The organism is Archangium sp. (assembly GCF_036277355.1).
In the GTDB taxonomy this organism is placed as follows: domain Bacteria; phylum Myxococcota; class Myxococcia; order Myxococcales; family Myxococcaceae; genus Archangium.
On sequence record NZ_DASUNC010000195.1, the window covers coordinates 35,065 to 59,800 of the forward strand.

General features: G+C 69.6%; 14 protein-coding genes. All 14 read right to left on the reverse strand.

Going from position 1 to position 24,736, the window contains the following annotated elements:
• Window positions 1-28 precede the first annotated feature (28 nt).
• Complete coding sequence (locus tag VFZ09_RS48050) at window positions 29-1,009, reverse strand: hypothetical protein (RefSeq protein WP_329734582.1); 981 nt, start codon at window positions 1,007-1,009, stop codon at window positions 29-31.
• Between the two features lie 81 nt (window positions 1,010-1,090).
• Window positions 1,091-1,858 (reverse strand): thioesterase II family protein, encoded by a 768-nt coding sequence (locus VFZ09_RS48055; RefSeq protein WP_329734583.1) that lies wholly within the window; start codon window positions 1,856-1,858, stop codon window positions 1,091-1,093.
• A gap of 138 nt (window positions 1,859-1,996) precedes the next feature.
• A complete protein-coding gene (locus VFZ09_RS48060) occupies window positions 1,997-2,158 on the reverse strand; it encodes a hypothetical protein (protein ID WP_329734584.1) in 162 nt (53 codons plus the stop codon).
• 24 nt (window positions 2,159-2,182) lie between these two features.
• The gene (locus tag VFZ09_RS48065) at window positions 2,183-3,148 is read right to left on the reverse strand and encodes a type VI immunity family protein (RefSeq protein WP_329734585.1); all 966 of its coding nucleotides are present in this window, start codon (window positions 3,146-3,148) and stop codon (window positions 2,183-2,185) included.
• Between the two features lie 104 nt (window positions 3,149-3,252).
• The gene (locus VFZ09_RS48070) at window positions 3,253-3,861 is read right to left on the reverse strand and encodes a hypothetical protein (RefSeq protein WP_329734586.1); all 609 of its coding nucleotides are present in this window, start codon (window positions 3,859-3,861) and stop codon (window positions 3,253-3,255) included.
• A gap of 543 nt (window positions 3,862-4,404) precedes the next feature.
• Window positions 4,405-5,151, reverse strand: coding sequence for a hypothetical protein (locus VFZ09_RS48075; RefSeq protein WP_329734587.1), 747 nt, complete (start codon window positions 5,149-5,151; stop codon window positions 4,405-4,407).
• A gap of 319 nt (window positions 5,152-5,470) precedes the next feature.
• Window positions 5,471-6,298 carry a hypothetical protein gene (locus tag VFZ09_RS48080; protein WP_329734588.1) on the reverse strand — a complete coding sequence of 276 codons (828 nt, stop codon included), beginning with the start codon at window positions 6,296-6,298 and terminating at the stop codon, window positions 5,471-5,473.
• A gap of 2 nt (window positions 6,299-6,300) precedes the next feature.
• Entirely contained in the window at window positions 6,301-7,446 is a 1,146-nt protein-coding gene (locus VFZ09_RS48085; protein ID WP_329734589.1) for a hypothetical protein, read from the reverse strand.
• Between the two features lie 345 nt (window positions 7,447-7,791).
• A complete protein-coding gene (locus VFZ09_RS48090) occupies window positions 7,792-8,259 on the reverse strand; it encodes a GNAT family N-acetyltransferase (RefSeq protein WP_329734590.1) in 468 nt (155 codons plus the stop codon).
• Between the two features lie 35 nt (window positions 8,260-8,294).
• Window positions 8,295-10,655 carry a penicillin-binding protein 1C gene (gene pbpC, locus VFZ09_RS48095; protein ID WP_329734591.1) on the reverse strand — a complete coding sequence of 787 codons (2,361 nt, stop codon included), beginning with the start codon at window positions 10,653-10,655 and terminating at the stop codon, window positions 8,295-8,297.
• On the reverse strand, window positions 10,645-16,395 hold the full coding sequence (locus tag VFZ09_RS48100) for an alpha-2-macroglobulin (protein ID WP_329734602.1): 5,751 nt from the start codon (window positions 16,393-16,395) through the stop codon (window positions 10,645-10,647). Before VFZ09_RS48100 ends, pbpC begins: the two co-directional genes overlap by 11 nt.
• The gene (locus tag VFZ09_RS48105) at window positions 16,395-21,668 is read right to left on the reverse strand and encodes a hypothetical protein (RefSeq protein ID WP_329734592.1); all 5,274 of its coding nucleotides are present in this window, start codon (window positions 21,666-21,668) and stop codon (window positions 16,395-16,397) included. The genes VFZ09_RS48100 and VFZ09_RS48105 overlap by 1 nt, the downstream gene beginning before the upstream one ends.
• Before the next feature lie 163 nt (window positions 21,669-21,831).
• A complete protein-coding gene (locus tag VFZ09_RS48110) occupies window positions 21,832-23,535 on the reverse strand; it encodes a phosphatidylinositol-specific phospholipase C domain-containing protein (RefSeq protein ID WP_329734593.1) in 1,704 nt (567 codons plus the stop codon).
• 80 nt (window positions 23,536-23,615) lie between these two features.
• A complete protein-coding gene (locus VFZ09_RS48115) occupies window positions 23,616-24,632 on the reverse strand; it encodes a zinc-binding alcohol dehydrogenase family protein (RefSeq protein ID WP_329734594.1) in 1,017 nt (338 codons plus the stop codon).
• Between the last annotated feature and the right edge of the window lie 104 nt (window positions 24,633-24,736).

Genomic DNA, 24,736 nt, shown 5'->3' on the forward strand with positions numbered 1-24,736 from the left:
CTCCGAGGGGGGCCGCCCGTTCCATTTTTCAGGGGACGCGCCGCACGTTGCCGGGCAGCTGGCGCAGCAGGTTCAACAGCCGCAGCGACGAGTGGAGGCTGCCCTGGACCTCCCAGGGGTCCACCTTGTCGCCCCCGTTGGTGAACTGGGGCGAGAGCACGAAGACGCGCACCCGCGCCCGCTCCATCATCCCGTGGAAGCGCGCGTCCCGCATCAGCCCTCCGCTCAGCCGCAGCTGGGGCGCGGGCTGGAAGTAGTCCAGATCCAACGACACCCAATCCGCCTGGATGACCTCGGGCCGCTCCAGCACCTGCCGCCAGTCCAGCGCCGAGGTGTCCACGAACCAGGGGACGAGCGTGGAGAAGCCCACGTCCCGGCCCGTCATCGTCGCGGTCGGCTCGGCCTTGGCGGTGGTGAAGAAGATGTCCTCCTCGGTGAGCACGGGCGCCGAGCCCTCCGGCCGCTTCAACCCCTCGAAGAGCCTCCACCAGGTGGCGGCCTGCGGGGGCACGCGCGCCTCCAGGTAGCTGTCCTTGCACCAGTCGGAGTGCCGGTCCGCGTGGAAGAGGCTCCGGGGCAGCTCGCCCGTCGTCCGGTAGTGGTACAGGGCCACGTCCAGCATGTGGTGGTCGCGCAGCACGTAGTCGGCCTGCCCGGTGGGGCTTCGCATCACCCGCACGTGGCCGCGCAGCACCGCGTCGATGTCTCGCAGCGTCAGCGCGTCACACCACGGGGACTCCTCGAAGGTGAGCTGCTGGCCCGCGTAGGGCTTCTCGCCCGCGGCTCCGACCACGTCCTCCGGGCCCTGCCAGCGGTGCACCCGCCGCTCGAAGCGCTCCGCCTCCCCGTCCGTGAGGACCTCGCGGGCGACGTCGCGGATGTCCTGGCGGAGGCCGGCTCCGGGGATGGCCGGGGAGAAGCCGCCCGCCTGCCCGGAGCCCGCGGCGCGGAGCTGGAAGGCGTAGGCGGCGTCGGTGGGCTTCTTCCACTCGGAATACCGGATGTGCACGTGCGCTTTCCTCGGAGGCCGCCCGCCTGGTGGCCGGAGAGGCCAGCGGCGGGCGGTAGATGCCGGGAAACACGCGCCCCGTCACTGAAATTGCGGCGCCAGGTCCTCGAGCAGGGCCTTGTAGATGCGAGGCCGCTCGGTGGAGAGGAACAGGTGGCTGCCCGGGAACATGCGCAGCTGGAAGCGCCCGGTGGTCTGATGGCGCCAGGACTCGGCCTCCTCCTGGCTGACCTCCTTGTCCTCCTTGGCGCCAAAGGAGGAGATGGGCACGTTCAGCGGGGGCTCGGGGGCGTACTGGTAGCTTTCGCCGACGAGCGCGTCCGTGCGCAGCGCGGGCAGCACGCCGAGCCGGAAGTCCTCGCTGTAGAGCACCTCGAGGGGCGTGCCGAACCGGGCGGCGACCTCCTTGAGGAATTCCTTGTCCGACAGATGGCTGAGCGGGGGCGGGGGGCCCTTGCGCAGGTGCATGGCCGGGCTGGCCGACAGGAAGAGGTGCACGGGCAGGCGGGCGTTGTGGCGCCGCAGCCAGCGCGCCAGCTCGAAGGCGGTGACGCCGCCGAAGCTGTGCCCGAAGAGGGCGAAGGGCATCTGCTTGACGAAGGGGAGCATCATGCTCGCCAGCTTCTCGAGCAGATCGGGGAAGCGGGTGATGGGGGTCTCGTTGCGGCGCGTGGCGCGGCCCGGCAGCTCGATGGGGCACACCTCGATGGAGGCGGGCAGCTGCTTGGCCCACAGCCGGAAGACGGACGCGTCACCTCCGGCGAAATGGAAGCAGAACAGGCGCAAGCTGGCCTGGGGGCGCGGCTCGGGGCAGGTGACCCATCGGCGGTAGACGGGAGGGACGTGCATGCGGGACGTCCATGCTGCGAAGGGTCGGTGGGGCGCGTCAACCCCCCTGGAAGGCTTGTGACATGGGCTGGTCACTGAGGTCCGGCGGGACCCGGAGTGCAAGGTCCTTCCACCCGCGGGCTTGCCGGCGCCCGGCGCTCAATCCCAGGCGGAGAGCCGGTCGAAGTCCTCGGACGTGTAGTGGATGCTGTCCAGCCCGTTGGTCAGCCATCCGCCCTTCAGGCCGAAACCCTCGCGCATGTTGCGCCAGGCGTGGACGTCCGTGAGGCTGGGGGCGAGCGCTCCGCCGATGTCCTTCACCGAGTCCTCGTTGAGAGCCTGGCATCAGGGCCCGGATGCTTCTCGGCGTTCGAGGAAGCGGCTCCACCAGTGCCGGGCCTCCACCTCCGTGAGGCGGAGCTTCGTGTATCGAGGAGGCTCTACAGACACGGCGGCTCGCGGAAGGAAGAGCGGTTCGAGCCAGGGCTCCAGCACCTGGGCGAGCTCGCGGTAGGCGGGAAGGGTCCTTCCGGTGGTTGAATCTCCCGCATCCGGCTGTTCTCCGAGAGAGACGACGACGCGCTCCGCATCGAGCTCCACCAGGGTCGTCTCGGCTGAGTGCAGCCGGGAGCGTAGCGTGGTGGCACCACCCAGTTGGGCGAGAATCGGTGGCCCGAGGAAGTTGAGCCAGTGGACTCCATCCACCCGATGGCCCATCCACTTCTCGTGGAGCCAGGCCGCTCGGAGATCAATGCCTGGGTAGCGCAGGGCTTCTGCGCGAAAGGCGTCGTCCGTGAGCCGGAGTCCCCGGTAGAGGTGGAGGGCCAGGCCCGCATGGCCGGAGGCGAACGGCAGCCTGGAGGCCATGTCGAGGACCAACTGGCGCACGCGTGTGGGCCCATGCTCTTCGAGATACTCGAGGGGAAGTGTCGCGGTGAGCAGGCTCACCATGGGCTTTTCGGGAGCGGGCCGCCACGGAATGCGGGCCTGGTATTCGAACTGGTAGCCATTCTGGCTGCCAGGGCCTCCCGTGAACAACAGTCCCCTCTCGAAGCCTCTTTTTTCGATCTGCCCGCGCTTCTCCGGGGCGTAGTCCTCTGGGAAGGACCCCCTCCGAGTGCTGTGAAGGATGAGGCGTATGTGCTCCCAGGACTCCTCCGTCAGAGGGGCTCCTTCGTCATGGGAGAAGTGGACGTGGTTGAGGGTCCGCGGTCCCTGGCCGGCCGCGCGCATGTAGCTGTCGAGGGCGTGGCCCACCCCGAGGGAGATGTCGGCGTGGTCGTGCGGCATGTAGAAGGCGATGCGGACCACTTCTCGCGCAAGCAATTGCCGCCGGGAACGCGGGAGCTTCTCTGGGGGGTGCAGCCGGCCTTCTGAAAGGCCCCGGAGACGGAGGCGGGGGTGATGAGCAGCCATCATCCCCCTCCATACGGAGTGCGCCCCGATGGGGTGACGAGAATGACCTGGCAATTCCTGGCGAGGCGCTTATAGCTCTCCAATTGATCCTCCACGCCGGGAGAATGCAATGGGTCGAGCCGGTGCTTTTCGTAGCAGGGGAACTTGAGCTCCAAGACGCACTGGATGTGGGTGGCATTTCGAGTGGCATGCAGCACGACATCCGGCTTGAGGGAATCGGGCTTGTTGTTCGTGAGGATGGCTCCGTTGACCTCGGGGTCGCCCTTGTAGCGTGGCTCGACGGAGAAATGGTCTCGAAGTTCCTCGGGGAGGCGCGCCTTGATGCAGGCGAATGCCGCGGCATGCTTCAGGATGTCAAGCTCCTGGGCCAGGGTGACCTTGTCTCCGTGCTCATCGAATCGCACGAGCCGGCCACACTCGGCGTCGTTTGGGAACTTGCCATTCTTGAACTGAAATTTCCCGCCCTGCTTCTGGTAGGCCTCGTTGACATCGGCATGGGCTTGCGCCACGCATTGCTCGACGATGGTCTGGACGTCGGTCAACTCCGCCTCGGTGAGGAGCCGCTGAAGGGTGAGGAGTCCCTGGGCGGCCTCGATGACCTGGACCACTTTCTCCGCGGTGGGAGCGAGCCGTGCCGCCGCTGGCGCGAGAATCTCTCCCGTGCTCGGGTTGACGGGAGCCGCGCACGCCGCGCCACAGGACTGGTTGAAACGAGGGCGCGCGCCGGTGCGCGACTCGCCCCATGCTGGCTGGGGCTGGACGAGAACGGGGGGCAGAGGACGGTGCTGCGCCCGGGGCGCGGTGGAATACAAGAGGCAGAAGAGTGCTGTGGCCGAGGTGGCGAGCAGAAGCGGCCTGGTCTGCGTCCATGGCCAGCGAGGTGGTAGGGAAGGCACAGCACACTCCTTGGATGGAGGTCGTGGGGCTTTCGACCAGCGGGTTGAGGTGAGATTCAGCAGCGCGCCACCTGTATTTCCTCTCGGAGTTGCTTGGCTTCCCGGTGGATGTGTCCGAAGGATATCTCATTCAGGCCTGCTGTTTCCGGGCGATGAAGAGGAGTTCTGCTGTCGCCTGACTCTTCTCGTCCAGGGCCTATCCCGCCGGAGCGCGGGGCCTTGCCCACATCCTTACGCCTGGCCTTCGAATCCGTGTCAGCCGAGGTGTGCGACTTCCACGTCGAAGCGCTTCACCTCGAGGGAGGTGAGGAACTGGTACAGCCGTTGGGAGATGAGCAGGAGGGGGAGGGGGCGGAAGGCACCCAGGCGTTGGCCCACGGCCTGGCGCGTGCACAGCCAGTCCGCCTCGCCCACGCTGGAGCGCTGGAGGTGGAGCTCGGAGAGGACATCGAACCCGGCCACGTGCCCCTGCGGACAGCGGGCCGCGTCGGGCTGTGGGACGAAGAAGTCGGCTCCCACCTGGGTTTCGGGCGACAGTTCCACCGAGCACTCGGGCAGCAGGAGTTGATGCCAGTGCGGGGTTGGCTTGCCCTGACGGCTCACCACGGGTCCCAGCGCGTAGCCACGGATGCCCGCGGCCTTCATCTGCTCGGCCAGCCGCGCCGACACCACGATTTCACCCCCCAAGGTCTGGGCGATGTCCCTCTTGGGAATGCGCTTCGGCTCCAGGTGCAGCGGCCCGACCTGCCTGGCACCGAAGCCACACTTCGGACAGGCCGTGGTTTCGTCATACCCCGTGCCGCAGTCTTCGCCCGTGGGCTCGAAGAAGGGGCGCACGCGCAGCCAGAGCAACTCCGCCTCCTTCAATTCCCTGGGCGTGTATTTCCTGTGGATTTGCCAGTAGGTGACTGCCACTGAACCCTGACTGCGTTTCTCCTGCTCATGCTGCCGTATCCGTTCGACGAGTGGGGCGTCCAGGTCGAGCAGCACCTGGCGTGACATGCCTTTCTCCCGTCCAAGATGAGGAGGAAGAAACAGTTTCGCCTCGTCCGCGAAAAGCCGTACCTTGATGAGTTCCCGCATGGTCAGAAATGAACCCCGGGGAGGGGATATCTGGCGTAGACCCTCTTCATGATTTCCAGCACGACATGGAACATTGGCGGTTTCATTCCATAGCCCGCCAGTCGCCGGAACTCATTGGTGATGAGCTGGTGATAGGCGGGGTCGAGGAGGACGGTGGGGCCGTTGTCCGGGCCGCCAAGATAGCGGGGGGGGAGGTGGTGCTTCTGCTTGGGGCCACCGGCATGTGTCCGCCGTGCGGTCAACCCAGGTATGCGACTTCCACGTCGAAGCGCTTGACCTCGAGCGAGGTGAGGAACTGGTACAGCCGTTGGGAGATGAGCAGGAGGGGGAGGGGGCGGAAGGCACCCATGCGTGGGCCCACGGCTTGTCGCGTGCACAGCCAGTCCGCTTCGCCCACGCTGGCGCGCTGGAGGTGGACTTCGGAGAGGACGGTGAATCCGGCCACGTGTCCTTCTGGGCAGCGGGCTTCATCGGGCTGTGGGACGAAGAAGTCAGCGCCCACCTGGGTTTCGGGCGCGAGCTCCACCGAGCATTCGGGCAGCAGGAGTTGGTGCCAGTGCGGGGTTGGCTTGCCCTGACGGCTCACCACGGGACCCAACTCGTAGCCACGGACGCCCGCGGCCTTCATCTGCTCGGCCAGCCGCGCCGACACCACGATTTCTCCCCCCAGGGTCCGGGCAATGTCCCTCTTGGGAATGCGCTTCAGTTCCAGGCGCAGGGGCCCGATTTGCCTGGCGCCGAAGCCACACTTCGGGCAGGCCGTGGTTTCGTCATACACCGTGCCGCAGTCCTCTCCCGTGGGCTCGAAGAAGGGGCGCACGCGCATCCAGAGCCGCTCCGCCTGTTTCAACTCCCTGGGGGTGTATTCGCGATGGATTTCCAGGTAGGTGAGCATCGTCGAACCGCGCCGCTGCCATGCCTGCTCATGCTCTCGAATCTTCTCCAGGAGCGGATCGTTCGAGGGAAGCACCAGATGTCTGGTCAATCCCCGATCCTCTCCTACCTCTGGAGGGAGGATGTCCTCCGCCTTGTCCGACGAGATGTTGAGTTCGATGGTTTCTCGCATGGTCAGAAGTGCACTCCGGGGAGCGGGTATTTTGAGTAGACCACTCTCATGATTTCCAGGGCTTGTGCCAGGCCCAGGGTGCCGCGCCCATAGCCCTGACTCTTTCGGAACTCATTGGTGATGAGCTGGTGATAGGCGGGGTCGAGGAGGACGGTGGGGCCATTGTCCGGGCCGCCGAGATAGCGGGGGTGGAGGTGGTGCTTCTGCTTGGGGCCACCGGCCAGGTGCGGGAAGGCCTTGCGTGCCTCCTGCATGCCCTTGTCGTACAGGGCCCGTGCCGCACTCGGGTCGAGCGGTGGTGGCGCGGACATGAGGACGAGAGCGCTTGCGCCGCTGCCCAGCGCGGTGGTGACCGTTCCCATGGGCACGGCCACCTCTTCCACGGCCAGCAACCCCTGGGCATTGAGCCGCAACACCGGCAGCCGCACTCCAGTACCAGCCATGCGTACGCCCGAGCCCGCCGTACCTCCCGCCAGCATGAGCAGGTGCGTGGACAGGCGGGAGGCCTCCCGGACCTGCTCGCGCAGGGGCCTGTCCCGGTAGCTGGCGAAGTACTCGGGAGAGGACTCGATGAGGGTGGCCACGGTGGTGGGAAGCTGGCGCAGGCCCTCCAGCGTGCCGTCCACGTCCGTCACACTGGCGGCCAGGGCGAGCGCGGTTTGAGCCAGGGCTTCCTCGGCGCCGTCCAGCGAGGTGCTGACGAGGTCCTTGTCCAGCCCCAGCTCACCGAGGGGAGTGCCGCTGGAGAGACGCAGCTCCTCGTCCAGCGGGTAGAAGATGCCAGCATGGGAGAGGTAGAGGCGGCCGACGAAGAAGTTGCCGGCCATGAGGGCGCCATCGCGCAGCACCACCTGTCCCATGCGCCAGGAGGGCTGGCCGCTGGAGGCGGAGGCGAGATAGCCGTCGGGCCGCATGACGACGAGGGAGAGGAAGCGCTCGCACAGAGGGCTGAGCTCGGAGGCTGGCAGTGGCCTTCGCTGTGTCAGTGCGTGGCGCGACAGCCAGGCGAGAGCGGTGCGTGGAGCGAAGGTGCGAAGTGAAAGCGGCGCCTTGGCGAGCCAGGACCACAGGGCCAGGGCCTGTTGGGGCTGGAGGGGGAGATTCGCGGCCAGGCGCAGGTGCTCGTCCACCTGGGCCGACTCCTGCAACAGGGCGCAGGTGTCCTGCTCGCGGGGGATGAACGGACGGTAGTGCTCCCACCAGGGAGTGGTGGGCGGCCTGGGTTCCGCGGAAGGGGATGCAGACAGCTGCCAGGCACCCGGCGCAGGCGCCAGTGCATGCGCTGGGCGCCAGTGCGGCGCCGTGGCACAGCCTGCCAGCAGGATGCAGGCGGCCAGGGTCAGCAGGGCCGCTGCCGTGCCTCGGTGGGAACGGGGAGGGGGCGACATTCCCTGGAGCTATACACACCCGCCGAGTCCGAGGCGATGGGGCTTCATCCGGGGTCCTCTTCTTCTGCATCCCCCCAAGGGTAGCGCGAAGCCTGCCCCGATTTGTCAGAGCTCCCGCGTCATGAAGATGCTGAAGGGATCATCGGTGTAACCGTCGAACGGGCCGCAGCGGACGAAGCCCGCGCTCTCGTAGAGACGGAGCGCGGGGGTGAACGCCGCGGACGAGCCCGTCTCCAGCCACAGGCTTCGCATGCCCCTCTTCCTCGCCTCCGCGATGAGGTGCTCGAGCATCGCCCTCCCGACTCCCTGGCCGAGGAAGGTGTCGGCCACGCGCATCGACTTGAGCTCGCCGCGCCCGGCGTCGAGGCGCTTGAGTGCTCCGCAGCCGGCGATCTCCTCTCCGAACCAGGCGGACCAGAACGTCACGTCGGGGTGCCGCAGCTTGTCGATGTCGAAGGCGTGCACGCTTTCCGGGGGAGAGTTCGCGTGCATGCCGGCGAGGTGTCTCGCGATCAGGGCGCGGGTCGGCTCACCGGAGAGGTCATCGAGGTGGAACTTCAGGGGCAGGCTCATGGGCAGGACCAGGGGATGCAAAGGATTCTACTCCGTCAGTCCTCCACCACCACCGTCACCGGCTGGCTGACCTGGGGGCGGTGCACCATGGCCGCGGTGATGACGTGCTGTCCGGGCCGCAGGCTCCAGCGGAACTCGTGCGGGTAGCCCACCTCCGCTACCGGCACACCATCCACCATCCAGACAATGGGCTCCGTGCTCGGCGTCACGTCCGCCGCCAGCCGCAGCGTCGAGGCCGATGCTGGCGTGTCCGGGTCATACAGCAGCCGCACCGTGCCCCTCGGCTCGCGGATGGCCACCTTCGGTTCCAGTTCCTCGGGCCGGCTCGGGCACAGCGGGCTCTCCCTCAGCGGCGCGATGTCCAGGTGCTGCCGCCGCGCCCACTGCTCGTACTCCTCTGGCAGCGCCAGCATCACCCGCGTCACCACCTCGCGCTCGGGGCAGGTGGGGCTCGCCCGCAGTCCGTTGCGCCGGTCCAGCCGCACCTTCGCGTGGAAGGGGCAGCTCTCCGCCGGGGCCGTGCCGGGGACGAACCACTCGCTCTTGCGGTGGGGGCACTCCGGCCCCGCCAGCCGGCCCGACAGCGGGCACACGTCCAGGGCCAGCGCCCCCGAGGGCGGTGGGTAGGAATCCAGCACCGGCCGGTACGGGCGCCACCCGGGCATCACCGCGTCGAAGATCTCGTGCACCGCGTTGGCCGCGCCGTGCAGCCCGCCCACTCCATTCATCCGGCGCCAGTCGTGATTGCCCACCCACACGGCCACGAGCAGCCGGTCGCTGAAGGCCATGGCCCAGGCGTCACGGAAGCCCTGGCTGGTGCCTGTCTTCACCGCCACCGCGTAGGGGTAATCCAACGCGCTGCCCACGGGGAACGACGGCCGCCGCGCCAGCGGGTCCGAGAGGATGTGGCGCACCAGCTGGGCCGACTCGCGCGTCATCAACCGGCGCGAGGGCGCCACGGGCTCGTCCGTGAAGCGCCGCAGCGAGCGCGTCTCTCCCTCGTGGGCGAGCACCAGGTACAGCTCCGCCAACTCCTCCAGCGTGACGTGCAGGTTGCCCACCGCCAATCCCAGGCCGTAGCGATCCGGCTCGTAGGAAATGCCTCCCACGCCCGCCTTCTCCAGGAAGCGCAGCGTCGGCTCCACGCCCACCCGCTCCAGCACGCGCAGGGCGGGGATGTTGCGTGAATTGCCCAATGCCTCGCGCAGCAGCATGGGCCCCAGGAAGGAGTGGTTGATGTTCTCCGGCACGTACGAGCGGCCATTCTCCACCCGCACGTCCATGGGGGTATCCGCCAGCTCGGTAGCGGCGGTGACGATGCCCTTCTCCAGCGCCAGCCCGTAGATGAAGGGCTTGAGCGTGGAGCCCGGCGAGCGCCGCTGCTTCACGAAGTCGATGGCTCCCCGGTGCTCCTGGTTGAAGAAGTCCCGCGAGCCCACGTACGCGAGGATGTCGCCCGTCTCCGTGTCCACCACCAGCGCCGCGGTGTTGCCCGCTCCCGCGCCATCCAGCCGGTTCAGGTTCTGCCGGAGGATGTTCGCCACCTTCGACTGCACTTCCAGGTCCAACGTGGCCGTGGAGATGGGCTCGGCCCGGGCACTGGCCAGTCCGCTCCACTCCAGCACCGCGTGCAGCGCCTCGGGCATGCGCTGGGGCCGGGGCACCAGGCCCAGGTCCGACTGCAATGACTGCTCCAATTCCTCCCGGGACAGTACGCCCTGCTTGTGCAGCGCGCGGAGGATGCGGTGGCTGCGTTTCCGGGCGCGGCGCAGGCCGTCCTCGGTGTAGGGGTTCATCCGCCCGGGGAGCTGTGGCAGGCCCGCGAGGAAGGCGGCCTGGGCCCAGGACAGGTCCTCCACCGGCTTGTCGAAGTAGAGCCGTGCCGCCCGCCCCACGCCGTGCACCCGGTTTCCATACGGGGCGATGGCCAGGTACTGGCGGAGCACCTTCTCGTGGCCGTGTCCGTGCACGAGCAGCAGCGCCTCCACCGCCTCGCGCATCTTGCGCCACGCCGTGCGCTCCCCGGGCGTCTGCATCCGCGCCACCTGCATGGCCAGCGTGGACGCTCCCGAGATGACGCGCAGGTTGCGCACGTTCTGCACCAGCGCCCGCCCCACCGAGGGCAGGTGCACACCCGGGTGCTCGTAGAAGTGCCGGTCCTCGGTAATGAGCGTGGCCTGGACGATGCGCTCGGGCAGCACGTAGGGCACCGGCCAGTAGCCGAGCTCCCCGCCCGTTCCGGGCACCTCGCCCAGGTACGTGCCCCGCCGGTCCAGCACGAGGCGCGAGGGCTCGTAGCCAAGCAGCCCGTCCTGGAGGCTGGAGGCGAACCACGCCCCCGCCACCAGCACCACCAGGGCGAGCACCACCGCCCCGCGTGTCCGTCTACTTCTCATGCTCTCCCTTCACCACGATGCGCAGGCCCTCGCCGCGGCCGCGGATGGACTCGCGGTACATCAGCTCGGCCCAGGGCGCCGGGTGCACGAAGGAGCCCTCGGTGGCGGCCCGCACCCGGAAGTGGAAGGTGTGCGTGCCGCGCGGCATCTGCAGGAAGTAGTAGCGCACCTCGTTGTCCAGCCGCTGCACGTAGGCCGGGCGGAGCGAGTCCGCCTGCGACGGCTTCGCGTCCGAGGAGGCGTTCGCCAGCTCCGGGTTGAGCGGCTCGAGTCCCGCCGCGAAGGGCACCACCAGCGCCACGTGGACGCGATCCTCCTCGGTGACGATGCGCGTGTGCAGCTCCAGGATGTCGCCCACCTTCAGCTCCTTCACCTCGCCCGAGGCGTCGTCGAAGCGCGTCTCCTCGGAGCCGTCCGCGTGCAGCCAGGTGGCGCTGCGCGAGACGATGAAGCCCTGCTTGAGCGGCGTCACCTTGTCTCCCGGTGTGGCCGGGATGTACCGGGTCTCCACGCGCATGCCCACGGGTCCACCCTTCACGGTGGCGGAGAGCTGTGCGTCACTGGCCACCTCGGTGCGGGCCGTCTTCGTGTTCTTGTCCACCTTGAGCGTGCCGCCCGAGGACAGTGTCACCGTGGTGTCCGGCACCGCGGGCTTCGCCTTCTCCAGGTACAGCGCCAGCGCGCCGATGGCCCGGCGGTTCTCGAAGGTGCTGCCGAAGCCCGTCTCCGCGTTCGCGTAGGACAGGAGCGCGTCGCGCAGCTGAGCCAGCCGCGCGTCCTCCGGGGATAGCCGGATCAGTGCCTCGAAGACGGCCGCCACGCTGGCGGGCCGCGAGCCGAGGTAGCCGTAGTAGCCCCACGCGTCGCGGCGCCACTTGAGGCCCTCGAAGACGGGCTTGCCCTTGTTCAGCTTGATGATGACGCTGTCCCACAGCTCGTTGCGCAGCGCATCCAGGTTGGTGCGGTACATGGACGGCTGGGCGAGCATGGTCGAGGCCAGGTCCGCCAGGCTCTGGATGTCCAGGCGCTCGCGCAGCTGGAAGAGGTCCACGAGGTAGTGCTGGTCCAGCGCGCCCACGCGCGTGAGGGCCCGCAGCGCCGCCGTCTGCTGGTTGTAGCGCCACTCCTGCACCAGGCCCGGCCAGGTGCTGCGCAGCACCCGCTTGAGGGCCTCCACCGCGCGCGTCTGGAGCTTCTCGTCCACCTTCAGGCCCGCGCGCCGCGCGCCGTCCAGGAACTCCACCGCCAGCGCCGTCACCTGCACGTCGCCCGGCCCTCCCGGCCAGAAGGCCATCAGGCCCTGGTCATCCTGGTAGAGCGCCATCTCGTCCTGCATGCGCTGCACGTTCTTGTCGATCTGCTTGCCGAACGGCGTGCGCACGCCCAGGTCTCGCAGCACCGCGGCCATGGCCACGTCCGGGTAGAGCTGCGACAGCTTCTGCTCGAGGCAGCCGTGCGGGTAATCGGCCAGGTACTGCAGGCCGGAGATCATCTCCAGCACGCCGGGGATGGAGGTGATGGCCACCTCCTGCGACGCGGTGCCCGGGCGCGCGGGCTCGGGCAGCGGCTTGAGCGTGGCGTTGCCCGCGTTCAGCGTGTCGAAGTACGCGAAGTGCTCCACCGTGCGGTCCGGCAGCACGGGCAGCTGCACCTCGAAGGCATCTCCCGCCTTGTCCGCCTTGCGCTCGATGTCCACGCGCACCTTGAGGGACTGCGGCTCGGACACGTCCGCGCTCTTCACGGTGATGGGGGTGACGAAGCTCATGGCGCGGTTGGCCTGCAGCTCCACGCTCTGGTTCAACGGCTGCACGTCCGCCGGACCCGAGACCTTCACCTCCACCGAGCCGGGGCCTCCGTTGCCCTCCACCACGCGGCCCACCGCGCCGCCCCAGAAGCGGTCTCCCTGGCGCACGAAGCGCGGCAGTTGCGGCTGCACCAGCACCGGCAGCCGCACGCGCAGCACCGTCTGCTTGTACCCGAAGCGCTGCAGCCCGGAGATGGCCACCGCGCGCACGCGGAAGTTGGTGAGGTCGTCCGACAACGGCACCTGCACCGTCAGCTTGCCGGACGCCGGCACCTGCAGCGTGGCCTGGTAGTACGGCACCGTCTGGAAGTTCTTGCGCACCACGCGCTTGCCGCCGCCTTGCTGCTCCTCCTCGCTGCCGTCGCCGCCGGGCGTCTCCTCCTGCTCGAAGAGCTTGCCCACCAGGCTGTTGCGCGTGTCCCGCAGCGTGGTGCCGCGCGTGTTCTCCTTGATGAGCTCGTCCAGCGGGTTGAGCGTCGCCTCCGGCGCGAGTGACAGCACGGCCTCGTCCACCAGCCACAGTGTCACCTCGCCGGCCAGCGGCTTGCCCTGGTCATCCTTGAGCGTCAGCTCCACCGGGATGGTGGAGCCGGGGCGTGCCGTCTCGGGGTGCTTGATGTCCACCATCACCTGGTTGCTCACCGGCTCCACCTTCACGTCCACCGAGGCCCCGAGCGTCTGCGGCCGGTAGCGCGAGTCGTCCTTGTCTCCCTCGCCGAGCCGTCCCCGCATCAACAGCACGTGCACCGGGATGTTCGGCACGTACTGCGCCCGGATGGCCAGCTCGTGCACCGCCTTGCCGCCGGACACGTCGTGCCAGGTGTACGTGTTGCCGCCCGGCTCCTCCACCACCACCAGCGCGCGGCCCTCCTGGAAGGGGCTCTGGAGGATGAGGCGCGCCGTCTCGCCCGGCTTGTACGAGTTCTTGTCCGGGGTGAGCCCGAACACGCCCTGGCGCGACTTCTGCCACGCGATGGGCGTCTGGCCTCCCACGTACAGGTCCGCCGACAGCGTCTGCATGCGCCCCAGCTTGTCGCGCGCCACCAGCTCCACCACGTACACGCCCGCCTCCTTCAGCTCGAAGGCCGGGGACACGGGCTTGTCCTCCGTGGTGGTGATCGTCTTCTCGGCGAGCTTCACGTCCTCCTGCTCGGTGACGTAGCGGGCCTCGCCGGTGGCGAAGCTCGTCTCCCGCAGCTGGCTGTGCCAGATGCGCCGGTAGAGGCGCACCAGCACCTCCTGGCCCTTCACCAGCTTGTCGTTGACGCCCACGGCGATGATGTCCGGCGTGAGCGTGAAGGGCTTGTCCGAGTAGCGCGGCAGCTTCAGGCCCAGCACGAAGGGCGGCAGCGCCTTCACGTCCTGCGCCGCGGAGACGGGCTGGTTGTCCGCGCCCGTGACGGTGGCCTCGAAGCGGTAGATGCGCGCCGAGCCGTCCAGGTCCAGCGCCGGGTTGACGCTCATCTCGTCCGCGCCATTGTCGTCCAGCGTCGCGTTGCGCGTCATCGCCTCGGGGGCGCGGCTCTGTCCCTCCCGGGCGAACTGGTTGCTGGAGGCGAAGAGGAAGCCCTCGCGCCCCTTGGGCACGTAGTAGTAGGGGCGGCGCGTCACGGTCCACGCGATGGGCTGCCCGGCCACGTTGCCGCCCGCGTAGTAGCGCGCCACCGCCTTCACCTTGAAGGGCGCATCCAGGCGCACCGTGGCGGGGCTGGACAGCTGCACCTCGAAGGTGGGCAGGCGGTAGGCCTCTATCTGGAACTTCCGGCGCGCGAGCGTCTGCCCCGTGCGCACCTCGGCGAGCACCGCGTAGTACTCGCCGGTGGGCGCGTCCTTCTCCTGGAACTCGGCGGAGAAGCCATACAGCGCGGTGAAGCTCAGCGGCAGCTTCCACGTCTGATCTCCCGGGCCATCCACGCGCAGCGAGTACTTGCTCGCGTTCTCGGGCGCCACGAAGTCTCCGCCCACCTCATTGCGCAGGAAGCCCTTGAGGTAGACCTTCTCGCCCGGCCGGTAGATGGGGCGCTCGGTGAAGAGGAAGCCGCGCAGCCCGTCGTTCGGCGGCGGCGGCGTCTGCTGCGACAGCCACTCCAGCCAGCCCGAGGACGGCGACCAGTGGTTGTTGGCGAAGGACGCCGGGGCCTCGCGCGGATCCAACACGAGGATGTCCTCGCCGTTGCGCACGGAGACGCGCTGGAGCTGCACCCAGTTTCCCTGGGGGCCGAGCGTCGCCCGGCCGGTGCCGTCCGTGGTGAGCTCGTGCGTGAAGGGCTCCTGGATGAAATCGCCCTTGTGCTTCGGATCCGGCACGCGGCGCTGGCCCTCGAGCACGATGCGCGCGCCACGGACCTCCTGCGCCGTGTCCAGCGTGCGCACGAAGAAGACGGCCTTGTCCCGCTCCTCCACCGTGCTCAGCGACAGGTTGGAGATCTGCACCCGGACGTAGGCGCGCTCGGGCGCGCCGGTGAGCCGCCGCAGGCCCACGAGGTACGTGCCCGGCCTCACCTTGCCCACCACCGGATCCAGCAGGGGCGCCAGGTCCAGGCCGAACGTGGTGGTGCCACCGCGCTTGGGCAGGGGCAGGTCCACCAGCTTGGAGACGAGCGGCGTGCCCAGCAGGCGGATGTGCGCCGTCAGCTCGTCCTCGCCGATGTAGCCGGGCGTGGGCCTCACCTGGGGCTCCTCGCCGGGGAAGGGCGGGGCGCTCTGCTCGTTGACGACGATGGGCCGGTTGGGGAAGTGCCACAGGCCCGGGTGCAGCGGATCCACCCGGTAGATGCGCACGTCCGCCCGCGCGTCACCGTAGCCCTGCAGCGGCAGCATGCGCGGGCCCTTCGCCTCCACCAGCGCGGTGCCCTGCATCCAGCGCAGGAAGGGCTGCTTGAAGTCCAGGTGGAAGAAGACCTGGAGCTCACCGGGGTCTCTCAGGGGCCGGCCGCTGTCGTCGTGGATGGGCGCGGCGCCGATGCGCATGCGGTACAGCGTGTCCGGGACGAACCGGCCCCGCAGCGCCACGCGGCTGCCGTACGCCTGGTAGTGCAGGCCCGGCACCGCGGGCTCCAGCCGCACCAGCTTCTTGAGCGAGGTGAGCGACAGGCCCTCCACCGGCGCGGAGAAGACGAGCTGCGGCAGGTCTCCCTGGTTGCCGCACGCGAGCGCCATGTCCCTCGGCGTGGAGGCCCCGCCCGTTAGCGAGAACTGGCTCCGGCCGCACTGCACCTGCTGCAGGTGGAAGGCCGGCCGCGTGGACAGCCGCCCCACCCACAGCACCTTGTCCTCGTCCCCCAGCGCGAGGCTGACGTTGACGCGCAGCTGCTTGCCCTCGGGCACGTCCTCCTCGAGCGTGATGGCGTAGACGGCCTGCTCGCGCTGGCTGCCGCGCGGCAGCTGCGACAGCGTCCAGTCCTTCAGCACCCGCGTGGGCGAGTCCGCCAGGCCCGGCAGGTCCCTCACCTCCAGCCGGAGCATCTTGCGCAGCGACTCGAGCGGCAGCGCCTGCGGGAAGGTGAGCGTGAGGGTGCGGAAGGGCCTCAGGTCCGTGCTGTCGGGCTGCGGCGACATGGCCGAGGGCGCCGACATCATCGTGGTGAGAATCTTCCGCGCGCCACCCGCCTCGAAGGAGAAGCGCGCCAGCGCGGGCCAGGGCTCGGCGGGGCGGAACTGGAGCGTCTTGCGGTCCGCCCAGAACCACTGGCCGGGCCACGAGGGCACCACCTTGAGCAGCTTCGCGCCATCATCGGCGCTCTGCTTGCCGGGGCCAGCGTTGTCGGGGAAGTAGACGGTGACCGGGTCGAAGCCGCGCAGGAACTGGTCGGGGAGGATCTTCACCCCCCCGCCCTCGGGGCGCTGGCTCTCATCGGCCGGACGGTACTCCTGCGCCCGCGCGGGCACGGCCGCGAGCGCCAGGAGCAGGCAGAGCAGGGAGTTCACGAGGCGCATCACGGGTTCTCTCCGATGCGGTGGAAGAAGTCGCGCAGGTACTCCTCGGGGACGCCGGTCTTCGCACCGGCGAGGCCCACGAGGACGGGCTTGAAGGGGAGGGGACGCTCCAGCGTGTTGGGAGCGTGGATGGCGAGCAGGTACGTGCCCTTCTCCAGGGCGAGGAATTGCTGGCAGCCCTCGGCGAGCACGCGCTGGGCGGTGTCGAGCACGGTGCACTGGAGCACCTCGGCGGGCACTTGCAGCCCCAGGCCGATGTGGCCGGCCGAGGCGGTGTCGAAGCGGAAGTAGTGCGTCTGGCCCGGCGCCACCCAGCCCTCGGCCTGGGCCACGCCCTCGGTCAGCGCCTTCACCGGCTCGTGCGTCCAGGTGACGTTGCCGGTGAGGGGCTGGTGGGCGAAGCCTCGCACCACGAGCCGGTAGGTGCCGGCCGTGAGCAGCCGATCCACCGAGCAGCCGCGATCCAGGCCCGCCACCACGAGCACGTTGCTCTCCCGCGCGAGGCCGCAGACACCCGAGTCACCCCGGAGGTGCACGACGGCGTCCGCGGGCACGGTGAGGGTGCGCTCCACGGCCTCGCCGGAGAGGCGCAGGGCCTTCGCGGCGGGCAGCTCGGGCACCTTGGACTTGGGAGCCGGGGGCAGCAGGGCCAGGCCGAGCCCGTCCGGCGCCGCGAGCACCGCGCGCACGCCGCCCGGGTTCGTCTCCAGGAGGAGCTGGCCGCGGCGGCCGGTCGGCACCTGGAGCTCACAACCCTCCAGCCGCGTCCCGTCGTCGAGCGTGGCCACGCACCGCTCCGCGCCCGTCACCCGCAGCTGGCGAGGGGCCTCCGAGCTGCCGAAGGCGAGCACCTGCTGGCCGGGCACGCGCGAGGTGGCCTCGAAGAGGGTCGCGAGGGGCAGGGCCGGCCTGGCCGCCTCCACCGAGAGCACCTCCGTCTGTACACGGGACTCGGCCGGGGACCAGAGGAACACCGCGCCGCCCGTGCCGCTCAGGATGCAGCGGGAGAGCGTGTCGCCGGGCGGGCACAGGTCCACCGCGGCGCCCTTGTCATCCACCAGCACGGCCCACGCCTCCCGGGGGAGGGAGAGCTGCACGCGCGTGGGCTCGCCGGGCATCACCATGCGGAGGGCGGGCCCGCCGCTCCATGTCAGGTCCTGCAGGCCGGGCGACAGCTGCACGGACGAGTTGGGCACCGGGAAGGAGAGCCGCTGGACGGTGGCCTCGCCCTTCTCCGTCACGGGCGTCCACCAGCGCGCGAGCGACTCGGTGGTAGGGCCGGTGGCCGCGTAGCACGCGGAGCCGCGCTGCTGTGACACGCCTCCGTCCAGCCGGCACGCCGGGTAGGCCGGGTCTCCGAAGGGCACGCTCACGCGCAGCAGGTGCAGGGCGTCCTTCTTCGAGCGCTGGCGCAGCAGCGTGGGGTGCTGGCTCAGCGGGGCGCGCTGCTCCTCGGGCTCCTCCAGCGTGTCCACGCGCTCGGAGAGGGAGAGCTTCGTCTCGGCCGTGGCGCCGGGCACGCCAAACACCCAGTCACCGGCCTCCAGCGAGGCCTCGGGGCCGCACGGGTTGAGGGGGCCCTGCCGGGACGCGGGCAGGCAGTAGACGCCGTTGCCCGTCTCGTAGCGGCCGGGCCTGGGCAGCTGCGCGCTCGTGGCCTCGCCCGCCGGAATCCTTCCACCGGAGAAGGGACGCAGGGGCCGCGCCGCCACGCTGGTGCTCACCTTCGTGGGCTGGCCGAGCGTCCAGACGCGCACGCGCCAGGGCGAGGTGCCCGGCTCGAGCAGCAGCTGGCACTCGCGCACGTCCATGCCGCGCGACACCACCGCGCCGCGCTCGTCCTCCAGGGCGCAGGAGAAGGCCGACTTCGCCCGCAGCACCACCTGTTGCAGCGTGTCCGCTGGCACGGGCGGCAGCGAGGCGCGCACCACGCCGGTGCCCACCTCCAGCGTGCCGCCCTCGGCGAGCACTCCGGCGTCGGACACCGTGGCCAGCTCCACCGAGATGCGCGAGGGGCCCGGCTGCTGCGTCTGGCTCTCCAGCACCAGCGTGTAGCTTCCCGCGGGCAGGGGCTCGGCGATGGCGCAGTTCCAGTCCGCGCCGTGGTCCGCGCTCTCCACCACGAGCCGGCCCGCGCCGTCGAAGAGGCGGCAGCGCACGTCCGTGCTGCCACGCGTGAAGAGGCGCAGCGTGCCGTCCACGGACAGCACCAGCGGCATGCGGTCGGGGACGTTCACGTCCTTCACCATGGGCGGCGCGAGCACCTCCGTGCGCAGGTACAACGTGTAGGAGATGGCCACGTCTCCGCGGCTGTGCTCGGTCACCAGCGTGTAGCGGCCGGGCTCGAGCTGGAGGGACTGGCCATCGGGAGGCGGCGCATGCAGCACCGGCGCGGGCGCCACGTACGGGGCCGGAGCTGCCTCCTCCTCGCTCGGCGGGGGCGCCTCTTCTCCCTCGGCGTACTCCGCGTTCTGATTGCCCTCCGAATACTCGGGAGCCTCCGAGGGCTCCCCCTCCGGCGCGGGCTCCATGTCGCTCGGCGGGGGCGTGTACGTGCCCTGTGGAGCGATGACGTCCACGGGCCTGCGCGTGCCGTCCGCGCCCGTGGTGTAGAGCCGCCCCTGCATGCCGTTGCTGAGGGTGAAGGACACGGCCATGCGCGCCGGCACCTCGAAGGTGAACTCGTCCTTGCCGTCCTTGCCGAGGTCCGCCCGGTACCACTGGTTGAAGCGCACGGCGTGCGCCTTGTTGCCTTTGAGCACCACCGGAGGCTGGATGCGCTCCAGCGCGGTGCGGCGCATGGACTCCACCGTGAGCGGCAGCTGCGTCCACAGGTACGTGCCCTGGGCCAGCCGCAGCGTCTGCTCGCAGGGCGTGGGCACCGTCACCACCGGCCAGCCCTGGGGGTCATCCAGGCGGCACTGGAGCCGTGCACCTGGCGCGGCGGTGGACAGCGTGTAGTCCGCGCCGCGCGGCACCGTGAGCTTCTGTTGGATGAGGTCGCCCGCCTCCACGCGGAAGAAGGCCTCACCATCGGCGCGCACGCCCTCGGCCGTCTTCAGGTCTCGCCGCTCCAGCAGCACGGCCCCGCGGCCCTTGCTCTGGTTCACCGTCCTCGCGGTGAGCAGGTAGCGGCCGGGCCGCAGGTAGGTGGACACGAGGCAGTTGCGCCCGCGCCCTCCGCCCTGGGCGCTGCCCACCTGGGGCACCACCGGCGTGCGGATGCTGCACTCGGTGGCCAGCAGTCCCTGCGTCGTCACGTGGTAGAGGCCCTCCTTCTTCACGTCGAAGGTGAGCGAGTGCGACTGTCCGCGCTCGAAGTCGAACCACGCGGGCTCGGAGGGCCGCAGCGAGGGCAGGGGCGGGAAGATGGGCGAGTACGCGCTCAGCGGAGGCGGAGGCGGCGGAGCGGGCCGGTGCACCACCAGGTTGAGGGGCGCGCCGCCCGGCTGGGACAGCGTGAGCGTGCCGCCCGAGCCCGGGAGCTGGCAGCTCCCCTCTCGCGCCTCCACTCGGGTGCTGCCCAGGGCGCACGTGAAGGGCTCGCCCCCGGAGGCGCGCACCTCGACGGCGCCTCCCGAGACCAGGGGCAGCTCGAGCGGCTGTGGACCATCGAGCACCACCGGCAGGGGCTCGTTGAGGGCGAGCGGCAGCGGACGCAGCACGAGGCCCCGCAGGGAGCCGCCCGTGCTCCGGTTGGCGACGATGCGGTAGAGGTAATCCTTCTGCAGCTTCACGCCCTTCATGAGGCACGCGGTGCGGGTGGGCGTGTCCTGCTGGGGCTCGCGGCCCTCGGGAGCCAGCGTGAGCCGCTCGATGCCCTCGGTGCCGCCGTACAGCTTCAGCTCGTACACCCCGGCTCCGGCCGTGTGGGTGATGCGGCACGTTTGCCCCGAGGGGTTCGTCTCGGTGATGCGGATGCGCCGGGCGCCATCCACCTGGTACAGCTCGCAGCGGCTCTTGCGGTCTCCGCTGGTGGAGAAGACGTAGCGCCCGGAGCTCGTCACCCGGAACCAGACGGTGGCGTTCGAGCCGTTGTAGTTGAAGGCCCGGCGGAAGGCGCGCTCGCGGCCCACCTCGGGACCGTCGAACTCCAGGAGGCCCCAGTCCCGGCCGTACGTCGTCTCCAGCATGCACCCCAGGGGCGCGCTGTCCGGATCCAGGGGCACCTCGTGCAGGCCCACCAGGAACTCGCCGGTGGAGGGCGCCTCGAAGTATGGCGTCATCCCGCCCTGGCTGTAGGTGCCGTCCAGGTAGCGATCGCGCGTCGGCAGGCGCGCCCACTGCAGCGTCAGCCGCGTCCCGGGCTCACCCCGGAGGATGGCCACGTGACGGCTCGCGTCCGTGCCTCCCACCATCACGCTGCACTGCGGGACGAGCGCCTTGCCCTGAATCTGGCAGCCCCCCTCCGAGCCCCCGGTGACGTTGCTGGCGCCGTCAGCGGATATCCCGTGGAGGCTCACGCGGCTGGAGGACTGTCCGCCGCTGTCCCGCGACAGGAAGACGGCGGAGGGCCCCGAGGGCAGCTCCACCGCCGTCATGCCCCAGGGCGGCAGGGTGACGCTCAGCGAGCGCTCCGTGGGCGCCTTCGGGAAGCCGTAGGCCACCGAGAGGCTGTTGTCCTCCTGGCCCTCGGTCCACTGCTTCGGGGACGTGCCGTAGGTGGTGAGCAGATAGGTGCCCGGGTCGAGCGTGGTCTCCATCCACCACTCGTACTGGGGCTGCCCCGCGCGCGGCTGCGTGGAGGCGTCCTTCACCTCGACGGGCTCCAGCCACGCGCCGTTGCGCCACAGCCGCACATCCCCGGCGGTGCGGCCGGAGACCCGCAGGGTGACGGGCTGGCGCTTGTCCAGCTTCAACCAGAAGGAGGCCTGGTGGCGCGGGGCGAGCACCTGGCGCACCTCGCGCTCGGGCGTCAGCAGCACGGGCTGGGCGTTGTCCTCGGTGTAGGCCACCGCCTTGAGGTCCACCTTGCCCTGGGTGCCCTTGCCCTTCGTTCGCGACGTCAGGCGCAGCTTGTAGGTGCCCGAGTCCAGCAGGAGGTCCAACTCACAGTTGGCGCTTCCCGCGGAGCCGCTCTGGGCGAAGGGGCCGCGCACCTGATCGACGATCTCGCAGGCGGTGCCGGAGGGCGTGCGCGCGGTGATGACGACCCGCGAGGCGCGGTCGAGCGTGACGAGTGCCTCCTGGTTGCCCTTCGCCGGCACGGAGGCGGGCGAGAGGCTGACGGCGTTGAGCAGCAGGAGGGTCAGGGACAGGGGTGAGAGGAGCATGAGGCCCTCTGGGAGAGGTGCCGCACGAGGGGTGCGGCCGGGCGGCCCTCTCATACCAGCAATCGGCGGGCCACCCCATAGGCGCTCCCCTGGCCCCTCGCTTCACCCCGGGTGTGTCCGCGGGCCCACGCGGGCGTGGCCGAGGGCCCGCGTCAGCGCCCGCTCAGTAGCGCCACACCTCGAGTGAGGACGCCTGGTCATTCCACTGGGTGCCCAGGTTGTCGATGTTCTGCGTGACGTACAGCCCCGAGCCGCCCCAGTTGTCGTGCTGCCAGAGGTTCGCCCGGTAGTTGCCGATGAGGCGCACGGAGGACGCGCGGTCGTTGAAGCCCCGGCTGCTCAGCTCGTAGGTGGGCCCCGTGAGGTGGATGACGTCGCCCTGGTACCCCACGTGCTCGTAGAGGTACACGCCGGCCTGGGCGCCGTAGCCCCACACCGCGTACGCATAGTCCCCGTACCAGCGCATGTAGTGCGCGCCCCACCAGGTGTAGGCCCAGTTGTCGAAGCCCCCGGGCGTGCGCTTGACCAGGACGGTCCAGTACTGGAAGGGGAAGCGGGCCCGCACGCGGGAGGCCAGCTGCGCCGCCCGGTTCTCCGCGGTGCCACTCAGGCTTCCGAGCTGGCCGTCGACATAGCTCGCCAGGAAGCTCTCGCTGACCGCGCTGTCGCTCGACAGGGTGTTGAACGCCACGTGGCTGTAGCCATCCACCCAATCCGAGTGCCGGTACAGTCCGTAGTGCGTCGCGGAGTAGCCCCAGTTGTCGCCTCCCGGGGTGCCCGAGACGATCACGTGCCAGTACATGCCCGGCAGCTTGTGGTCCAGGAACGTCCTCGCCTCGATGACCCGATCCCTCGCCTTGTCATCACCATCGGCGTGCCAGCCGTAGGAGATGTTGTTGAAGGCCGTGGTGAAGTCCGCGCCGAGGGAGGCCGCGTTCGTGGCCAGACGGAAGTTGTGGGCGATGATGGCGTCGATGAGCCCCGCGCCCGGGAAGTCCATCATCATCACGCCCGTGCGCTGCACGTTGGCGCCCATCAGGTAGTGGAGGGACTGCTCGTTGACGTCATCCGCGATCCCCGCGGGCGTTCCCCCGGCGCCCGAGGCGCTCAGGAAGTTGACGTACAGCGCGTTGAGGTCGCCCGTGTTGGCCGCCACGAGGTGGTTGCGCACCAGGTTCCACTTGTTGGTGGTGTTGGTCTCCTCCCACGCGTCCTGCAGGCGGATGCTGCCCCAGTTGATGCCGTGGTCACCGCCCTCGAAGTCGTCGAGGATGACGATCTTCCCGCGCACCTCGCTCAGCGTTGGCACGTACGTGCCCCGCCAGATGTAGGGATTGTAGGCGGGCTGATCGCGATACCACTCGAACGTCGCGGCGAAGGAGCGGGTGGTGTTCTCCTCGGTGTGCTCCTTCTTGACGCGCATCAATACGGTCTCGGTGGGGTTGTCCTTGAGGAACTGCACCGTGGTGGCCAGCACGTCATCGAAGTGGGTCATCAGGTAGTACGCACCATGATGGATGGTGAAGCGGTCTCCGATGTGGCGGGCGCGGATGTCCACGGCACGCACGCCCGCGTCGAGCTGCGGACGCAGATTCAGGCCCTGGGTGAGGATCCACGCGCGTTCGAAGACGGTGACGTACCACTCCGTCTCATCGGCCATGGTGTCATGCGTGCCCGGCAGCGAGAGCGCGGACACCCGGGTGCTGTCCGGCACCCAGCGCATCCAGTTGGGATGCTGTGTGGGAATGCTCGTCGCGTCGTTGAAATACCGGCCATGCGCGGCGGCGAAGGGCGCCGGCAGGAGCAGGGCCAGGAGGAGGGCCAGCACACCACGTCGAATCAGGGAGGGATTGTGCAGCGGCATCATGCGTTCTCCAGGAGGGGGTCCCGCGCATGGCCTAGCACGGGCTCATCCTGGAGAAACGTGTAAAGCTATAAAAGTGGGTGTCAGCGCCAGCCGGCGAGGACGAGCTTGCCCACCATCTTCCCGGACTCGAGCCGGGCGTGGGCCGCGCGGAGGTTGGAGGCGTTGATGGGGGAGAGCGTCTCGGTGAGCGTCGTGCGGAGGCGGCCGGTGTCGATCCATTCGACCACCTGTTTCAGGGCGCGGTGCTGCTCCTCCATGTCGGGTGTCTGGAAGCGCGAGCGGGTGAACATGAGCTCCCACGAGAAGCTCACGCTCTTGCCCATGAGCCGGCTCAGGTCGAGGGGCTGGCTGGACTCGACGATGGAGACCATGCGGCCGAAGGGCTTGATGACGTCGCACATGGTGTCCCAGTAGCCCGCGGTGTCGACGGTGTTGAAGACGTAGTCGACCTCGGGGATGTCCAGGCCCGCGAGCTGCTGGGGGATGTTCTCGCGGTGGTTGATGACGTGGTGGGCGCCCATGTCGCGGCACCACTGTTGGGACTCGGGGCGGGAGGCGGTGGCGATGACGCGCAACCCCGCCAGTCTGGCGAGCTGGATGGCGATGGAGCCCACCCCGCCCGCGCCGTTGATGAGGAGGAGCGTGCGGCCCGAGTGCCTGCCACCCGGGTCGATGGCGCAGCGGTCGAAGAAAGCCTCGTAGGCGGTGAGGGAGGTGAGGGGCAGGGCGGCCGCCTGGGCGTCATCGAGCGACTTCGGCTTGGGACCGACGATGCGCTCGTCCACCAGGTGCAGCTCGCTGTCACAGCCCGGGCGCACGAGGCTGCCCGCGTAGTAGACGGCGTCCCCGCGTTTGAAGAGCTTCACGTCCGGCCCGGTGGCCTCCACGACGCCCGAGGCATCCCAGCCGAGCACGCGCGGCGAGGACTCGGTCTTGTCCTTGGGCGCGCGGACCTTCACATCCACGGGGTTGACGGAGATGGCGTGGACGCGGACGAGCAGGTCCCTTCCCTGGGGGACCGGGTCCGGTAATTCCACGTCGAGCAGGGACTCGGGATGGGAACTGGGCAGGTAGCGCTTCAGGGCAACGGCCTTCATGGATTCTCCCCTCGTGTCGAGATGGAAAATCAGTCCACGGAGTGCCGGAATGTCACGCGAGCGCGGTAGGCCTTCCTGCTCGGCGGGTGGGGAAGGTGGCGGCC

Coding starts and splice junctions, on each gene's coding strand:
- VFZ09_RS48110 (WP_329734593.1), bottom strand. CDS start 23,535: ATGATGCCGCTGCACAATCCCTCCCTGATTCGACGTGGTGTGCTGGCC.
- pbpC (WP_329734591.1), bottom strand. CDS start 10,655: ATGAGAAGTAGACGGACACGCGGGGCGGTGGTGCTCGCCCTGGTGGTG.
- VFZ09_RS48055 (WP_329734583.1), bottom strand. CDS start 1,858: ATGCACGTCCCTCCCGTCTACCGCCGATGGGTCACCTGCCCCGAGCCG.
- VFZ09_RS48105 (WP_329734592.1), bottom strand. CDS start 21,668: ATGCTCCTCTCACCCCTGTCCCTGACCCTCCTGCTGCTCAACGCCGTC.
- VFZ09_RS48100 (WP_329734602.1), bottom strand. CDS start 16,395: ATGCGCCTCGTGAACTCCCTGCTCTGCCTGCTCCTGGCGCTCGCGGCC.
- VFZ09_RS48115 (WP_329734594.1), bottom strand. CDS start 24,632: ATGAAGGCCGTTGCCCTGAAGCGCTACCTGCCCAGTTCCCATCCCGAG.
- VFZ09_RS48090 (WP_329734590.1), bottom strand. CDS start 8,259: ATGAGCCTGCCCCTGAAGTTCCACCTCGATGACCTCTCCGGTGAGCCG.
- VFZ09_RS48080 (WP_329734588.1), bottom strand. CDS start 6,298: ATGCGAGAAACCATCGAACTCAACATCTCGTCGGACAAGGCGGAGGAC.
- VFZ09_RS48075 (WP_329734587.1), bottom strand. CDS start 5,151: ATGTCACGCCAGGTGCTGCTCGACCTGGACGCCCCACTCGTCGAACGG.